This window comes from Paenibacillus sp. ACRRY, from assembly GCF_022346995.1.
Classification (GTDB): domain Bacteria; phylum Bacillota; class Bacilli; order Paenibacillales; family Paenibacillaceae; genus Paenibacillus.
On record NZ_JAKRNM010000001.1, the window covers coordinates 1,690,099 to 1,706,914 of the forward strand.

Here is a 16,816-nt window from a genome sequence, read left to right on the forward strand (position 1 = left end):
TGATAGGGGTTATATCATGCCGTCCCATCACTAGGTCCGGTGTAAGCGAGTACGATAGAGATCAGGGGCACAGCCCACGTTTTGTTTGAATATTCGGCTAAAATGTGACAAACGCTTAAACCCCGACAATCGACTTGCCTCAGTTACCGAAATATCAGGTTGAAACTGAAATAACAGTTTGGCCTGATTGATACGGCGGTCATACAGATATTTAAATATGGTGCTGCCTGTCATTTCCTTGAACAACCCTGCCAAGTAAGGCTTGGATAAATGAAGCTCGCTCGCCAGATCATCCAGACCGATATCCTGCATATAATGCGTATCTACATAACCCATGATGTGCTGGACGTGGCGCTCCTTATCCGATGAAGGACGATGATCCACCACGATACCATGGCAAATGCCAGCCACAAAATATAACAAATCGCATAAACGTACTGTCATTCGTTCCTGTCTGAACTCGCCTGAATTCACAGATAGTTGATCCAGGTTCAGCAGCAGGGATTCAAATTCCCTACGGATGTCACCCGTCAGATTAATTCGGCAGTTTCGCAGCTCATCAAAAGGCATAAGTACCTCGCTGATTCGATCTGGATGAAGGCTGCTGCGAATAAGTGATGGATCAAAGTGCAATGTAGTGCGTTCATATAAACCGCCAGGTACCGGATGTGCCCGATGAAGCGTCATCCCATGCATTAGAATCAGATCTCCTGGTTCCAGGCTGTACACACGGTCGCCTATAATATAAGTACACTCTCCGGCATGAAAATAATAGACCTCATAATGCGGATGAGAATGAAATCCGTCAGACGCTCCGTTGTAAAAAGTGCGTGTTGAACGATAACTGTATTCCAGCGGTGCATTAAACTGATGCATACGTGTCATTTTGAGCGCCCCCTATGGGAGAGGTTTTCTTATCTAGCATAGAAGCCATGAACGTACCGTTGTTCACGGTTCAACTCATGGCCTCTTCAAAATCTCTATAATTACAACAATTGCTCAATGCTGGCCTGAACTGCATCCATGGAATCCACAGGTTCGAAGCGTTTGACTACTTGCCCGTCGGCATTGATCAGAAACTTCGTGAAGTTCCACTTGATTGCATCTCCGTGCAGCCATTCAGGTGCCTTGTCCGCGACCATTAACTTCAACAGTTTGGCTTGCACATCGGACTCGTCAAATCCTGCGAACGGTCCTGATTTTTTCAGGAAGTCATACAGGGGATGTGCCGTATCGCCATTCACGTCCATTTTGGAGAACATGGGGAATTTCACACCATAATTAATCTGGCAGAACGAAGCCGCATCTTCACTGCTTCCGGGCTCCTGTTCAGCAAACTGATTACATGGAAAACCGATAACCTGAAGACCTTGATCCTTATACTTATCGTACAGCTTCTGAATATCATCGAATTGATGTGTATATTTGCATTTGCTTGCTGTATTCACAATCAGCACGGGCTTTCCTTCATATTGATAGAGCGGGAATCGTTCTCCGCTAGTTTTGGTAACTGTAAAATCGTAGATTGTTGCCATAAGTTCGGTGCACCTCATTGTTATGTAGTATGTAGAATGATACGTGTCCTCTATTATATACGAAATGATCTCTGCTGTATTAAAAAAAGTATGGACATCCTCATTTCAATGCCACAAACAACGTAATCTCATTATCGGGGCTATCGGGCTGGTACCGCTCATCCCAGATCTCAAAATCATAGTCCTTCGGCTCATTCCCAGACTCACTCATCCACTGACCGTATAGGTAGTCATATGCGAGGCTAAGCTCCGATTCAGGCCCTTTGTGAGTGTATGTTACATATGGGTTTGCAGAAACTGCGTGACTCATCATACCAACTGGAATATCATCAGCTGAATGTACTTCATAACAGAGCAGATGTACGAAGTCATCCACCTTCGGATTGAATTCACAGTGCAGAGGGTAAATTTGCATCAAAATGACATTGTGATTTTTTCTATTGTGTATTTCATCTTTTCTACCCACTAGCTCCTGATAGACACGCTTACCGTGGCCAGATTCAAACGTTTCAACTGTGGCTTCGATTTGATAGCCTACTACTTGAAAAGCAGGTAAAGATATTACTCGAGCTTCCATGTAATCCCTCCCTCGGTTAGAACTACCTCAATGGATAGACCAGTTGGATCGGTTCTTCGGTAAGTCCCTCTTGAAACAGATAATTATGATCCGCTCCTACAATACACAGAATTCGCTTACCCGGTTTCGAATCATATGTATTCTTCACCCGCTGAATCATGATTTGATTACGCACAACCCAGCGAACATTGTTAGCCGTTGGATTGATTTGATTTAACCATTCATATTTCAGGCTGGTCATCTCATCAAACTCTACCGAATTGAAGGGTATGTTTCCAGAAGCATGTGTACTCATTTGTTTGAGAAACCATTCATCGTCTTTTTTCTCCAGCTCTTTACGTTCCACTTCAGAGTAACCGCCAAATGGATCGAAATTATTCCACACATCTAATTCAAACCAGTCAATGGGTACAAATTCAATGTTGTTGTTCTCGCACATTGGAAATATGAGTTCCCAATACTCGCTTGCCGGCTCTCCCCAATATCCCTTGTTATTGCGGTCCTCGATGTATTTCTGCCAGCTTAACGGATGTACTTCTCCGCATATGACATCCGGCTTAAATTCAGTAATAAGAGATTCGTATAGGGCGAGTGAACAATCATATTTTTCTCTCAATTCCGGATTATGAATGGTTCCGAGTATACCTACAACAGTCATTTCCCTCACCTTCCTCTATCAAAATAAGCTGCCCGTTGAGGCAGCGTTTTATAGTTCTGAAGCATTTGCCATATGAAAATAACCCATTACTTTCCTTTTTTCATAGAAAAAAAGTTAAAACTGGCCTGTAGCAAGCATACGCTCTCGGGTAATAGGAATGAGAGATAACACAACCTCTTGAGCTGCCTTATAATCATTGCTGGATAATGCCTGCAGCGTATCCCGATTAATTCCGATCGCACTGTAGTGTTTGATATGTGGAGTTCGCTTGAAGCGAACGATGGAATACATGTAAAGCTTATCCCGAAAGGAATCAAATGTGTTCAGCATGACGCCATTGTTCAAGGATTCAACGATCTCCCGCATGAATAGAAAATGATGTTCGGTGTATAAAGGATAATCATTCTTTTTCTCGGCGGTTCGCTGGACCTCCACATGAGCTGCAAGCGATTCAAGATTTAAATAGATCTCTCGGTTCGGGTTTTTCATCATTTCGAAACTGTAAAAAAGCATGGATTGAATCTGTTCGATCAGATCAAGAAATTCCTTCCCGCCTACATCCTTAACCAATACTCCGCGATTTTTGAGAGCAGTTACATAACCTTCTGATTCAAGACGAGCAATGGCATGACGAATCGGTGTACGGCTCATCTGGTACTCCTCCGCCAATTCGTTCTCGGATAGCAGGGTTTCGGGCATCAATTCTCCGCAAACCATTCGCTCACGCAGCATCATGTATGCTGTATCGACAAGCGATATTTTGTTCATATCATAATCCCTTTCTCCCATTGATGAGGACTTCATTTGAAATTTAACGCGATCTACACATTTCACCCTATATTACCAGTCTTAGGAGAAGTTGCGCAACCGACTGAGGCAAGAAGGAGTCCGAGCACTGTATCCCAGTGTCTGGACTCCATTTCTTTAAACCAGATATTTGTTTTGAAGAGCTGTCCTCTGCGCTGCACTAATGCCTAGTCCCTCTGTAAGATACTGTTCGAAAGACCCATAGTTCTCGTCGATTGCTTCAAGTGCAGCTTGTATAAAGGCCGCTTTCATCATTTCCGGAATTACTCCCTGTAATTCAGGCATTTGATCCATATATTTCTGATAGTCCTTGTTGTTTCCGGATAAGAAGCGCTGCATAAGTCCGTCCACCGCGAGATTCGTTAGCTCGTAATCTTCAATAACCATATCACGCGGAACCCCCAAGGTGAGAAGGATCAGTGCACATACAACTCCGGTCCGGTCTTTACCAGCGGCACAATGGAATAAGGAGGTATCCCGCTCTTCTTCTAGTAGTTCGTTTAGGATAAGTGCACACTTGTCTGTGTTTAATATCATGGCTTTGTAACCTGCATGCAGATCATGTCCGATCTTCTGCATTTCCTCAGGACTTGCTTCTGCCATAAAGGGAATATTCGTGTTGATCGCATGACCAATGGCTGGGCTTGGACGGCTGGCTACTTCAAAATCGCTGCGCAGATCACAAATCCAGTCAATACCAAGCGCGGCTGCCGTTTGCATGTCCTGCTCACTAAGCTCATGCAGATCAGCAGATCGCAGCAGCATCCCCCAACGGGTCGTACGACCATCTTCTGTAAGGTAACCGCCCATATCCCGGAAATTAATTACGCCATCCGTGTAGATCATGCGATCGTTAATGGTTGACACCGACCCATTCGTAAACTTCACATGATAATAGTTGCGGCCAGGAGATGCCATTCTCGTAAATACCGCTCCTGACGGGTCAATCTGTATATTAAGCAGCGTGCTGCTGGACTCCATAAATTCCGGACTAACAGAATGATAGACTGCCGCCGCCTCCATGTTCTCTGCCATATTCCAGGCTAATGTAATTCCATTATTATCGCTGTATTTAGCCTGAACCGTTGGGCCCTGTTTCAAAAGTGAATTAGATGTTGACATTAATATTCCTCCTCAAAGTGATTTGCACGTTATGGATTTGAATAAATTAGTTCTGACGTGTTTTTAACTTCATTTTGTATCGGTTTGCCACAAACTCCACGCTGAATACCATGGCGAAAACAACCAGTCCGACAAACAAAGCCGCCGCAAAGTTATAGGATTTCATGGCATGTGTCATCTCGTAGCCAATACCTCCCGCTCCAACCGCGCCGAGAATTGTGGATTCGGCAATGCCGCCTTCCAGCTGCAGCACGCACCAGGCAATAAAGGCTGTCTTCACCGTAGGCAAAATACCCTGCATGACAATTTGCAACCAGCTGGCACCCGTAGACTGCATCGCTTCGAGTACGCCCTTGTCGATTTCCTCCAGTGACTGGGCAAATACTTTGACAAGCATACCTGCTGCAGACACAGCAATCGCTAGCACTCCGGGGAGTGGTCCGAGACCAACAGACACGATAAAGATGAGAGCCCACACGATGGTAGGAATCGCACGAAGCAAGGAAGCAGCACTTCGAATGATCCAAGCAACGAAAGGATGAGGCGTCAAATTGCTTGCAGCCAAAAAGGAGAGAAAGAACGCTACGACAATCCCCAGCACCGATCCAAGAATGGCCACTTGCAATGACTCTACAGCCGCGAGCAGGACATGACGCCAGGCCGAGAAATCAGGTGGAAACATGGTTCCCATGTAACCGCCTAGTTTCGTAAAGCCTTGGGCAATCTTGGAATAGTCGAACTGCAGCTGAACGAGACTGAACACAAAAAGTACAGCAATAAGCGGCAGACCGATCACTAACAACTTGTTCCTTTTCGGCCTGGGTGGCTCTGGCATGGAAGTATACAGTGTAAAAGATGGCTTCACTTCGTTCATTTGCATACTCATATGATTCGCTCCCTTACACGATTGGTGATCGTTTCCACAACAAGAACGATAACAAGCACAAGCAGCACGGCCATGCTCGCTTCCTGATATTGAAACAACTTCAGTTTGGATTGCAGGATAAAGCCGAGGCCACCGCCTCCAACCATGCCTACAATCGTGGATGCGCGTACGTTGATTTCGAAGTTGTACAAGCTCCAGCCGATAAACCCGGGAAGGAATTGTGGAAATACGGCTTGGGACAACACTTGAAAATAACTTCCACCAGCAGCACGAACTGCTTCTACCTGCCCCATATCAATCTCTTCAAGCACCTCGGCGAAGGAACGCGTCAGCATCCCAATCGAGATCAAAATTAGCGACATCGTACCAACTACAGCACCAAGTCCAAACGCTGCAACAAGCAGTATCGTCCAGATAATGACCGGAATGTTACGAAACAGCGATGTAGCTGCACGAACAAATACCTGAAGGTAAGGGTGCGGACTTGTCGTGGCCGCGGCCAAAAAGGATAACATGCCTGCTACAACCGACCCGATGACCATCGCTACCACACTCATATAAAGAGTCTGCAGTGCAGGTTCAATGAGCTGGGAAAGCGAAGAAAGATCAGGTGGAAGAAAATCAAAAAAGATAAATCGGAAGCTCTCTCCTACCCCTGCGAACAAAGCTCCTAATGAAAACTCTGCCCCGATGGAAGACCAGATGATAAGAGCCAACAGCACGATGAAGAAGAATATCGTCTGCGTGCGTTTCATTTTTCGGGCAGATTGCAACTGAGCCGCATTCATGTCAGGCTGTCTCCTTCACTTTGGGATTGGTCTGGTTGTAAATGAGCCGGATGATATCTTCCGTCAATTCATCAGGTGTTCCGTCAAATACCTTGGACCCCTTATGAATACCGATGATACGGGTTGCGTATTTCTTCGCAATATCTACCTGATGCAGATTGCACAGGCAGGCAATGCCTTCCTCTTTGCAGATCGTATACAAGTAATGCATGATCGTCTCCGAGGAAGCAGGGTCAAGACTCGCTATCGGTTCATCCGCCAGTATCAGATCCGGCTTCTGCGAAAGTGCACGTGCAATGCCGACTCTCTGCTGCTGTCCTCCACTGAGCTCATCTGCCCTCTTGTACATCTGTTCATGTAAACCTACACGGTGGAGCATGACCTTGGCTGCCTCTGTATCTGCTTTGGAGTAGAGACCCAGTGCGCCTTTCAGCGAATTCATGTAGCCTAATCGTCCATGCAGCACGTTATTAAGAACGGATACCCGGGTGACCAGATTATATCCCTGAAAGATCATGCCCATATGACGGCGGAGTTCACGGAGCTTTTTACCCTTGAAGCCCATGGTTTCACTGCCTTTAAATTGAATCTTTCCGTTTGTCGGCTCGATCATTCGGTTCAGGCTTCGCAGCAAGGTGCTCTTCCCGGCGCCACTCGGTCCAATGACGACAACGAACTCTCCGGCATTAATCGTCAGGTTCAAGTTATCAAGCGCTTTTGTTCCGTCCGGATATATCTTGGACAACCCTTCCACCTGTAAAAGTGTCATATTATTTCCTCCTTATCTTTCAAGTTTGAATCTTATTTCTTCAACAATTCCTCTGGGGACATATCCAGTGCTTTGGCGACTTCCCGGATTGGATCAAAATCACTGTCACTGCCTTCTACAAAACGGGCTGCGCCTACACTCTCGAGGAATTTAGGGTTTTTCGTATCATAGTTCAGCATAAGCTCTCGTAGCTGTGTAACCAATTCTTCTGGCAAGTCTTGACGATACAGCAGTGGAGCACCTCCGACAATCGGATCCGACTCGGCAATCACGCGGAAATCTTCCTCTTTAATAAGTCCTGATTCTGCCATCATTGGCACCATGAGACTTGATGTACCAATTGCATCCGCATTGCCGTTTGCCAGTGCAAGCAGTGATTTGTCATGTCCACCAGAGAACGCTACACTGCCGAAAAAGGAATCCAGTTCCTTGTTAGAAAGACCAAGCTCTTTCATCAATGTGGCACGTGGGTACAGATTACCTGATGTGGATGCCGGATCAGCAAACAAAAAATCTTTTCCTTTAAGGTCTTGTACACTTTGATATGGTGAGTCATTACGAACGAGGATGACCGTATTCGATTGTTGATCACTTTCGGAGCGGACAAGCAGTTTGGCATTGGCTCGTTCCGTTGCGATGATGTAACCAAACGGCCCGATCAGTCCAATTTCAATTTTGCCTGCACGCAGGGCTTCGATAACCATGTTATAATCTTCAGCTACAAAAATTTCAGCAGGGATACCGGTTGCTTCTGTAATATCTGTTGCTAGCTGTTCCTGGGAACGGTTCATCTCGCCCTCTTCGCTTGGCATAATACCAATTCGGATGACTTCGGGCATTCCGCCTTCACTGGAGCTTGAGCTAGCTGAGGCACCGCATCCCGACAGGTTGACAAGCATAAATACAAGCGAGAGGATCAAGCTTTGATAACCTTTGCGTTTACTATTTTTCACAATGTATACCCTCCTGAAATGTGGTTGATTCCATACTGATATTTCTCTGGTACACAAGTAGGATACAAGTTGAATGTAAGAAGAATGATTTGGTAAATCACTGAATTTGTAAAACATTCTAGGGTATTAGTAATCATAAAAATGCATAAACATACTAAATTATGGGATAAACCACTATCTTCAGGGAGGATATATGTTCGTTTCTGAATGGAAGGAGAAGTATCGATTTACTCATATAGGAGGGATGGATTTATTTCCGAAACCTAAAAAAGAAGCAGACAATGAACGGCTACACAAGCCCGTCATTGTCTGCTCATCCTTTAAAATATGTGGAAATAAAGCTGTGAAGCTTATATCTGCGATTTACAATTCTGAGAAATCATAAGCTGCGTTTATTACTATTTCCCTTTTACAATTCCATAATAGATCAGATTTTCGTACTGGCCCTCTTTCTTCACATGATCAATGAAGACACCTTCCTGGGTCATGCCTATCTTTTGAAGAACTTTTCCAGATGCCGGATTAGAAACAAAGTGTCGTCCGTACACTCTATGAAACTTTTTCACATGAAAGGCAAAGTGCAACATCGCTTGTGAAGCTTCTATCGCATAACCATTTCCCCAATACGCCTCACCGATCCAATAAGAAATTTCGCCATGATCGTACCGATGATCACAAGATAAGGCTATCGCGCCATATAGTGTTCCTGTTGCCTTATCACAAATCGCAAATTCATAGTGCTTATCCCTCTCGAAATTGTGTCGATGATGCTGAATCCAGGATAACGCACAATCCAATGTATAGGGATAGGGTAACGTAAGTGTGCTTTTATAAATATTGTAGTTGTTACACAGCTCCGTGACGGTTGCAGCATCAGATTCGTTGAACAACCTCAGGCACAGCCTCTCCGTAGTCAACGTTTGTTGAATGTCATTATACTGCATGAGGGCCCCTCCTCCATGATCTGTAGCTATTGATTTCCTTCGCATAAATTAAGAATGGAGTAACTCAAGTTTTTTTGTATCCGTTAAGATGATCAGTTTGTGATGATACAGATGCAGTCTTTTCTCAAAATCCACTCGATTTCTCTCAAAATCCCTTGTCCATTTGTACATCATTTTTAACATATGTACATCAGGTGTGTAATGACTCTTTTCAATTCCTAGATTTTGTTTGATAAATCGCAAAACGATTCTCGCTTTTCGTTTCCACAAGGGTGTATCCAAAAAGATAATTGTATCTGCCATGTCCCATAAGCATCGGTAAGATGCCCGATCCGTTCCTTCGAATATCCATGCTCCGTGACGATCAATGTCCTGAATCACCGTAATTTGCTCATCCGATGTTCGTTTATTTCTTCCATGAGGTGTCTCATGATGGACGATCGTATCCAGCTCATACCACGGTATATTTATTTTTTGAGAGATTTCCTTAGCCAATGTCGTTTTGCCACTCGCCACAATACCCAGGATTAGAATCTTTTTCATTTAAGTCTCTCCTATGAATTACGCTCTGTGGACCGTTCCGAACGAAATTTTCATACTGGGTGCATACGTTAGCCAGGATTCCTGATTAAATCTCTTGGAAAACATTAATTCAGCTTCATATTGCTCGCGTGCTTCCTCTGGCTGTAATTCTCGATTCACTAAGTTGTGCATGCTCTCATCGAAATCACCGGGTTCCTGTCCAAACCCTTCTTCTTTCAATGAAGCAAACAGAGCGATTTTGCTATCCATACCCATGTTCTGATCCAAAAAATTAACCTTATCACTCATCCTGCATTCCACGTTCTGTAATCCCAATTGACTCATTCGTACAGGCAGCCTTATCCCAATGTTACCATCCTTACCTGTACGTCTGTAGTCGTTTTCAAATAGCTTTTGCAGGACGCCTAGCTTAACTACGTTGCTTTGTTCAACACCATCCAGGTGACAGTTCGCCATATTACCAATCCAATGAGGTTCGAAACAGATGACTTTTCCTTGATCCTTTACGCTTTCAATCATCTTCTGTAGGATCACATTCGAGTTATTCATATGTAATAAAAAAGCATGACTCACGGCAATGTCATACTTCTCTTCTACCTCTAACTGTTCAATATCACATGCTATAAACTCAGTCTGAAACGAAACGTTTGAGAACGTCTCCCTCGCTTCTTTTATCAATTCCTCCCCCTTGTCCACTCCTGTATAGCTTGAGCCTTCAGGCAACAATGGAAGCAGTTTAAGACCTAGGTAACCGAACCCGCAACCGTAATCAATAACGCTTACAGGTTTGGTGATTTTCCACACACTCTGTACAAGAAATTGCAGGTAATCGTCATTATAATACAGCCCACGCGTATTCCTCAGATATTCGATTTTGTTGTCCCAGTAGTATTCAGACATTATCTCATGCTCCCTCTCTTTGGTACGTTATTTATAGAACTATTTATACATCGTTATTCATCTGTCCCTCAAATCATCTGGAAGTCTTATCATGAATCGATCCCGGTTTCTATGGAATTGATACTGTTCGTATAGTTCATGTGCATCTAATGTTCCGAGTAATCCCATTACATTTTTGAAACGGTCTGACTGTGTGATTACTTCAATGAGTTTCTTCCCTAGGCCCTGTTCCCGATAATCCTCATGGATAAAAACATCACAAAGCCAAAACATGGTAGCCTCATCGGTTACCACCCTTGCAAATCCCACTTGGATCTCTGCTTTGTAGATTCCATAACATATGGAAGAATGGATGGATTTCTCAATGATTTCTTCTGAGCGCTTGTTCGCCCAGTAGCTTCCTGCAAGAAAGCCTTTTACCGTAGGAAGATCGATCTTCTCTTTGTTATCACTAATAAGATATTCTCCATATACGAAATCCATTGACTCAGCTCCTTCGGATATGTTTCGTTCTTCCTACGAAAATTTTCCCCCTAAAAATAATGCCACTCTGTGATCTTTACAAATCGTTCCGCCTGTTCTATCAATTGAATTTTTTATCTTATTTAATAAGATATCTTTTTGTTCATTAGGAAGCTGTCTATGCTTCGAATTCGTGTTAAGCAATGCAACGTAGTCGTCGCTTGAATATGTAAGGAATTGACTATATTCTCTAACCATTATATTTGTAAAGATTCCTGTCTCCTCCGTGATTGCTCTTCTTTCTTCGATGGTTTCTTCGGGGGGTTGGAACGTTGAATCGTCTAGATGTGGTGCAAGTTCTTTATAGTGAGATCGTATTTCATTATGGAGCTCATCAAACATGGGCACATGTATGGTCCAAAAAAAAGCAATGGAACCCGAACTCTCAAGAAGTTCCCATACTTTACGGTAGCCAAACTTGGGTTCGATAAAATGAAATGCTGTACCTGAAATGGCTAACTTAAAAGGGCCTCCTTCACCGTTCCATTCTTCAAAGGAGCTATTAATCACCTTGATCGTTTCATAGGATTTAAATTTCTCTGCAGTGAACTGGGCCAATCTGTCACCATATTCAATACAGGTAATCTGTTTGTAATCTCTTTCAACCATTCCTCCCGTGGCTTGGCCTGTCCCGCAACCAATCTCCAGAATTTTATCTTCTCTATCCAGATTTGAATAATCAAATATATCGTTATACATTTCATATGGGTAGGTAGGTCTATATTTTTCATATTCATTTGCAATTGAATTAAACGTCTCTTTATTCTCCAATTCAATAACCTCCTACGGTTCTAATTTAATATTCATCTACATGAACTAAAGAATGGATGGCAACTATAAGACGAACTTCTTGACTGATAGGACTTGAATATTCTTCAAATTGCTGACTGATCTTCCTCATCTCCAATAAGTTCAGATCAAAGTTGGCTCATCCATTCCTCTCTTAATAATCCCATACGGATCGAATCATAGTATGTATTATTGTAGAAGCGGCACTTCCGAAGTCTTCCTTCCAGCTGCATACCCAGTTTCTCTGCGACCTTCATCATTCTTTCATTTCCTGACCAAGTTGTTAATCCTACTCGGACTATAGGCAGCTTATTGAACAAGTAGTCAATCCACATCTTCAAAGCAGCCGTTCCATATCCACCATTCCAATACTCAGGTTTATATATGACGATCCCCACTTCCATCCAATTGGATGGTTTGTGCTCCCAATAATAATTCACTGTGCCTACGATCTCATCATTAATTTGAATGATCATTCTATGAGAAGGCTCACAGTCTTCTAGCATTTCCTTACTCGTATATTCTTGAAATACAGCATAACTGACATACTCCAATGGAAAATAAGGTGCGTCCCACTTTTTCCACTCCGGTTGTTCTTCACCATATATCAGCTCGTAGAGCTCAGGGATATCTTCGTGCTCTATCTGCCTAATTAGAACTTTATGATCTAACACCATGTTTTCACTAATGATCATAGAAATTTTAACTCCTATTCTTTTTCGATGTATTAGTCCTATGCCTATCAGTAAATCAGTTCACAATCATGATGTTCCCAAACGTCAAACAAATTCCCGTCCAGATCTTCAAACACAAAGAACTTACCATACTTGCCTTCATCACTAATGTTTCTGACGTTAACACCCGCTGTTTTCAGGTCGTTATGTAGAGACAGGATATCATTGGTGAAGAATGTAATTACCCACCTTTTTTGATTGTTTATTTCGAATACAGCTCTGGTATCATTATCACTTTGAATCAAATCCAAGATCGGTCTATTCTCCCTAAACAGACTTAGATAGCCTTCTCTTCGGTTTCTGATATTGAATCCAAAATGTTTAACAAACCAGGTAGCGGATTGCTCCACGTCGTTAACCGGAATCACATTGTAGGCGATCCCTATTATTTTCCCAACTTTCATAAAGCCCCCCGGATTCGTTTGAAATTTTGTCTATCAATTTCATTCCTATGAATTTAAAATATATTTTTCAAATGTAGTACTGGGCTTGAGACGCTCTCGGATAAAATACTTGTAAAGACGGTAACTAATAGTTGGTCCCGGTTAACAAATATATATTGTCCTCTCTTGCCTCCCATTCCCATGGCATAATAAGTCTTATCTTGGTCACCGTCTTGCTTCTTGTTATACAACATCCACCAATGATATCCATACTGTGATTCTGCAAAAGTATTGTGATTAGTTGATGTTTCAATCCAATCTGGAGGTTTCCGTAATTGTATACCAATCTATCTAAATTCAATTGCTGACTTCGCTCAGTTTTTCAACAAACTCATCTTTCGTTAATCCGAACAGGATATAATCTAAATATTTTCCGTTAACATAGGCTACCTCGCGGCGAACACCTTCCTGCACACAACCGAGCTTCCTCATCATTCTGGCTGATCCTTCATTTCCTTCAAGAACATAGTCATTGAATTTATGGAGTCTGCGTTCCAGAAACGCATATTTTAATAAGATGTTCATGGCACTTGTGCCATATCCCTTCCCACGGTACTCCTTATCAATAACAATGCCTATACTAAATGTTCCATTTCTCTCATCGATGCTGTTTAAATTAATGCCGCCTATACTCTCCCCATTCAGGTTTTCAATCGTAAACATAATTCTTCCGTTCGTAGAGGAAAAGTTGGCATTTTGTTCAACAAATTTCTTGGCTCCTGATTGAGTAGGCGGCAATTCCACTGCGCATTCCAGCAGAATCCGGGCAGGAGTGTCAAAATCACTGATATAGCAACCTTCCCAGTCCTCTTCCTTTATCGCGCGTAATCTTACGTTGTGATCTTGCCAGAAATAATTGGTGTAATCAATTTCTCTCATCGTGACCTCCTTAAGTGTCTGTACTTATGCTCCCACACGGGTTCCTGCACACATCTGGTTTGCTCTAAGATTCCTAGCTTATCCGATCCATTTTTCGTTGGTACGCTTCTTCTAATACCTCCTTCAGCCCTTTACATTTCCTTGATATAAACGTTTCCCAAAATACTCTTCCCTTCTCGGCCATCTCTTCCTTGGTTAATTCTCCCCGCACATAGTTTCCCCAACACCCGTCTTTAGTTAACTTGTCCCAGCCCATAAAATCAGCAAATATTCTATCCCTATTTGGTATTTCAGACCCCATTGATTGTAAAATTACATTCTCTGGGCACAACCACAAAGCGGTACACACGGACATAAAGCCGCCATGTAATTCTTCTATCCCTTCAAAGCCTGCTGCTTTTACTGCTACTGACCATGCATCATGTTGATGATGCGGGTGGATCACCAGAATATCTGGATATTTATAATTGATATGTTTAATAAAAGCCCCTTCCCAATAAGCACCTCCGTGCCCGGAACAGATAAGAAATTTACAAAAACCCTGTTTGGATAAATTAAAGATGATCTCTTCCAGCATGGCTGTTAGTATATTAGGGCTTATGGTTACAGTACCTTTAAAATTCGCATGTTCTTCGGATGTGTTAAAAGGAAGTGCCGGAAGCACATAGGCATTAAGTACTTCGCCATAGGCCTTAGCATATTTTTCTGCAATTAATGTATCTAAGTGCATTGGTAAATAATCTATAATTCCAATTCATATTTAAGCTGTTTTTTGGTATTTCCTCCGATTATTTCAACCTTCTCTTCTGTTTCTTTAAATCCACACTTCTCATAGAACACTCTTCCTATATCATTGTCTTTGGCTACCCAGGCAAACAGATGCTTTATCGGTGCTAACACTTGAATATATCTCTGAATAAAGCCTGTTCCAATTCCCAACTTGTGATATTCTGGCCGTATATAGATTCGGATTAATTCATACTCTTCTTCATGAACTTGAGTTGTTTGGGCAAAGCCAACGATGACGTTATTATATTCCGCTGTTAAAAACTTTCGTTTGGAACTCTGCAGATCTCTCTCTACAGAACGACTTAAGTTCTCCGTCGAATAAGCAACACTTAGAAAGTTATGAATGTAATCTTTGGAGTAAATGTCTCCATAAGTGAACATCCAGGTATCATGCGCAATGGTTTGGATATGAGGGATATCCCCATTTGTAACAAATCTATATGTAATCATGTGGTCACCCTTCTTCCAATTCACATTTTGGAACCTATTTTTCTCTCCTCCGATAACTTCCTGGAAAGCCGGAAACGAGCAGCACAAATCCGATAAAAAACAGGAAGTAGACAAGCCAGCCTGATCCATTGTCATTCAGTGATACGATCTCTCTTGGATTGCCGCCGGACGCATAACCTGCTTCCACAATCGCTGCAGATAATCGTACGGAGATTCGCTCTATGGTTGCCAAGCCTACACTTCCCAGCATCAGCGCCGCACCTAGTATCTTATTCGTATTATTCATAAGTTAGCTCTCCTATTCAGCAAATTCTGCAAAATCTCGTTATCTTCATTAAGGACGATTACACTTGCAGAAACGATAAATTTCATAACACTCCTCCCAGTTTGATTTACTATCGACTCTCAATACTAAAAAACATCCTTCAAATCTATGTAATCATATTTACTATTATTTTAGACAACACACCAACTTCATCCATGATAACCCATATAATTACATTTGCGAAGTCGTCTAATGAAAAAAGGCAACCTGGCTGCAGGTTGCCCTCTTAATATTGAAGATGACTCTTAAACTATTGATTCACTTGAATAACGTTTATTTCGCGCCGCTGCTCCAGACAACTCTTTCGCTCATAGCTTTATGCTGCGCAATTAGGCAGAGCTCTGCCGCCTTGAAAGCATGTTCCTGTGTCATGGCTGTCTCCGTCCGCTCCAGACAATCACGAATGAGATCTCCGAAGAACGGATAGCCGACCTGTCCTTTGACACTGTAACGGTATTCACCTTCATGGTTAACCAGATAGACCTGATCTCCCGCCCGCTCTCTCCCGACGTCGATATATTTCCGCAATTCAATATACCCGTCAGTTCCCAGGATTACAGTGCGCCCATCTCCCCATGTTCCGAGACCGTCCGGTGTGAACCAGTCTACCCGGAAGTAACCGGATGCCCCATTGTTGCCAATAAGAGATGCTTCGCCGAAGTCCTCCAGTTCAGGGAATTGTGGATGATGGAAATTATGTACCCGACTGAACGCAACTTCCGCATCCGTGCATGAAGCGAACGTGAGAAACTGTTCAATCTGATGACTTCCAATGTCACAGAGGATACCGCCATATTTATCGTGCTGGAAAAACCAATCCGGACGTCCTGGAGCATTCAATCGATGCGGTCCTGTGCCCATCACCTGCACAACCTTACCGATGGCTCCTTGCTCAATCAGCTGCCCGGCATAGATCGCACTTTCCACGTGCAGGCGCTCACTATAATAAACCATGTATTTCTTTCCGGTCCGTTTCACTTCTTCCCTTGCCCTGGATAATTGGTCCAAGGTAGTGAATGGGGCCTTGTCTGTAAAATAATCCTTGCCTGACGCCAAAACTCTCATGCCCAGAGATGCGCGTTCTGAAGTGATGGCTGCTCCGGCCACTAACTGCACCTGATCATCTGCCAGCACTTGTTCTTCCGAAGCTGCGGCCTGTGCTTGTGGGAACTGTTTGCGAAATGCCTCCACTTTGGCTGGATCAGGATCATATACCCATTTGAGCGTTGCCCCTGCCTCAACCAAACCTCCAACCATACCATAGATGTGCCCATGATCGAGTGCTACAGCAGCAATAGTAAACTCACCTGGACCACATACAACCTCTTTTTTCACACTTTTGGGTGCATAAAACATTCCATCTTTAGCCACGTCATCTCCACCTTTTCATTAGATTCAAGTAC

At 43.1% G+C, this 16,816-nt stretch carries 22 protein-coding genes; all 22 read right to left on the reverse strand.

What is annotated here, in order from left to right:
* Window positions 1-30: 30 nt before the first annotated feature.
* Entirely contained in the window at window positions 31-885 is an 855-nt protein-coding gene (locus tag MH144_RS07130; protein WP_239298739.1) for a helix-turn-helix transcriptional regulator, read from the reverse strand.
* A 101-nt stretch (window positions 886-986) separates the two neighbouring features.
* Window positions 987-1,535 (reverse strand): glutathione peroxidase, encoded by a 549-nt coding sequence (locus MH144_RS07135; protein WP_239298741.1) that lies wholly within the window; start codon window positions 1,533-1,535, stop codon window positions 987-989.
* Between the two features lie 100 nt (window positions 1,536-1,635).
* Window positions 1,636-2,112: a GyrI-like domain-containing protein gene (locus MH144_RS07140; RefSeq protein ID WP_239298743.1), complete on the reverse strand. Its 477-nt coding sequence runs from the start codon at window positions 2,110-2,112 to the stop codon at window positions 1,636-1,638.
* Window positions 2,113-2,134: 22 nt separating this feature from the next.
* On the reverse strand, window positions 2,135-2,770 hold the full coding sequence (locus tag MH144_RS07145; protein ID WP_239298745.1) for a hypothetical protein: 636 nt from the start codon (window positions 2,768-2,770) through the stop codon (window positions 2,135-2,137).
* A gap of 114 nt (window positions 2,771-2,884) precedes the next feature.
* A complete protein-coding gene (locus MH144_RS07150) occupies window positions 2,885-3,538 on the reverse strand; it encodes a GntR family transcriptional regulator (RefSeq protein WP_239298747.1) in 654 nt (217 codons plus the stop codon).
* 156 nt (window positions 3,539-3,694) lie between these two features.
* Window positions 3,695-4,699: a tyrosine-protein phosphatase gene (locus MH144_RS07155; RefSeq protein WP_239298749.1), complete on the reverse strand. Its 1,005-nt coding sequence runs from the start codon at window positions 4,697-4,699 to the stop codon at window positions 3,695-3,697.
* A 46-nt stretch (window positions 4,700-4,745) separates the two neighbouring features.
* Complete coding sequence (gene phnE / locus MH144_RS07160) at window positions 4,746-5,585, reverse strand: phosphonate ABC transporter, permease protein PhnE (protein ID WP_239298751.1); 840 nt, start codon at window positions 5,583-5,585, stop codon at window positions 4,746-4,748.
* Window positions 5,582-6,373 (reverse strand): phosphonate ABC transporter, permease protein PhnE, encoded by a 792-nt coding sequence (gene phnE / locus MH144_RS07165; protein ID WP_239298753.1) that lies wholly within the window; start codon window positions 6,371-6,373, stop codon window positions 5,582-5,584. Before phnE (MH144_RS07165) ends, phnE (MH144_RS07160) begins: the two co-directional genes overlap by 4 nt.
* 1 nt (window position 6,374) lies before the next feature.
* The gene (phnC, locus tag MH144_RS07170; RefSeq protein ID WP_239298755.1) at window positions 6,375-7,142 is read right to left on the reverse strand and encodes a phosphonate ABC transporter ATP-binding protein; all 768 of its coding nucleotides are present in this window, start codon (window positions 7,140-7,142) and stop codon (window positions 6,375-6,377) included.
* Between the two features lie 32 nt (window positions 7,143-7,174).
* Entirely contained in the window at window positions 7,175-8,095 is a 921-nt protein-coding gene (locus MH144_RS07175) for a phosphate/phosphite/phosphonate ABC transporter substrate-binding protein (protein ID WP_239298757.1), read from the reverse strand.
* A gap of 398 nt (window positions 8,096-8,493) precedes the next feature.
* Complete coding sequence (locus MH144_RS07180; RefSeq protein ID WP_239298759.1) at window positions 8,494-9,039, reverse strand: GNAT family N-acetyltransferase; 546 nt, start codon at window positions 9,037-9,039, stop codon at window positions 8,494-8,496.
* Window positions 9,040-9,087: 48 nt separating this feature from the next.
* The gene (locus MH144_RS07185; RefSeq protein WP_239298761.1) at window positions 9,088-9,582 is read right to left on the reverse strand and encodes a P-loop NTPase family protein; all 495 of its coding nucleotides are present in this window, start codon (window positions 9,580-9,582) and stop codon (window positions 9,088-9,090) included.
* Window positions 9,583-9,600: 18 nt separating this feature from the next.
* The gene (locus MH144_RS07190) at window positions 9,601-10,482 is read right to left on the reverse strand and encodes a class I SAM-dependent methyltransferase (RefSeq protein ID WP_239298763.1); all 882 of its coding nucleotides are present in this window, start codon (window positions 10,480-10,482) and stop codon (window positions 9,601-9,603) included.
* Between the two features lie 57 nt (window positions 10,483-10,539).
* Entirely contained in the window at window positions 10,540-10,965 is a 426-nt protein-coding gene (locus MH144_RS07195) for a GNAT family N-acetyltransferase (RefSeq protein WP_239298765.1), read from the reverse strand.
* A gap of 33 nt (window positions 10,966-10,998) precedes the next feature.
* Window positions 10,999-11,775 carry a class I SAM-dependent methyltransferase gene (locus MH144_RS07200; RefSeq protein ID WP_239298767.1) on the reverse strand — a complete coding sequence of 259 codons (777 nt, stop codon included), beginning with the start codon at window positions 11,773-11,775 and terminating at the stop codon, window positions 10,999-11,001.
* Between the two features lie 146 nt (window positions 11,776-11,921).
* Window positions 11,922-12,488, reverse strand: a complete 567-nt coding sequence (locus MH144_RS07205) for a GNAT family N-acetyltransferase (protein WP_239298769.1) — start codon at window positions 12,486-12,488, stop codon at window positions 11,922-11,924.
* Between the two features lie 47 nt (window positions 12,489-12,535).
* A complete protein-coding gene (locus MH144_RS07210) occupies window positions 12,536-12,931 on the reverse strand; it encodes a VOC family protein (RefSeq protein ID WP_239298771.1) in 396 nt (131 codons plus the stop codon).
* A 336-nt stretch (window positions 12,932-13,267) separates the two neighbouring features.
* On the reverse strand, window positions 13,268-13,849 hold the full coding sequence (locus MH144_RS07215; RefSeq protein WP_239298773.1) for a GNAT family N-acetyltransferase: 582 nt from the start codon (window positions 13,847-13,849) through the stop codon (window positions 13,268-13,270).
* 73 nt (window positions 13,850-13,922) lie between these two features.
* A complete protein-coding gene (locus MH144_RS07220) occupies window positions 13,923-14,579 on the reverse strand; it encodes a creatininase family protein (RefSeq protein WP_239298775.1) in 657 nt (218 codons plus the stop codon).
* Between the two features lie 11 nt (window positions 14,580-14,590).
* Window positions 14,591-15,088: a GNAT family N-acetyltransferase gene (locus MH144_RS07225; protein WP_239298777.1), complete on the reverse strand. Its 498-nt coding sequence runs from the start codon at window positions 15,086-15,088 to the stop codon at window positions 14,591-14,593.
* A 34-nt stretch (window positions 15,089-15,122) separates the two neighbouring features.
* Complete coding sequence (locus MH144_RS07230) at window positions 15,123-15,374, reverse strand: hypothetical protein (protein ID WP_095287640.1); 252 nt, start codon at window positions 15,372-15,374, stop codon at window positions 15,123-15,125.
* A gap of 312 nt (window positions 15,375-15,686) precedes the next feature.
* A complete protein-coding gene (locus MH144_RS07235) occupies window positions 15,687-16,769 on the reverse strand; it encodes a Gfo/Idh/MocA family protein (protein WP_239299291.1) in 1,083 nt (360 codons plus the stop codon).
* Window positions 16,770-16,816: the final 47 nt, after the last annotated feature.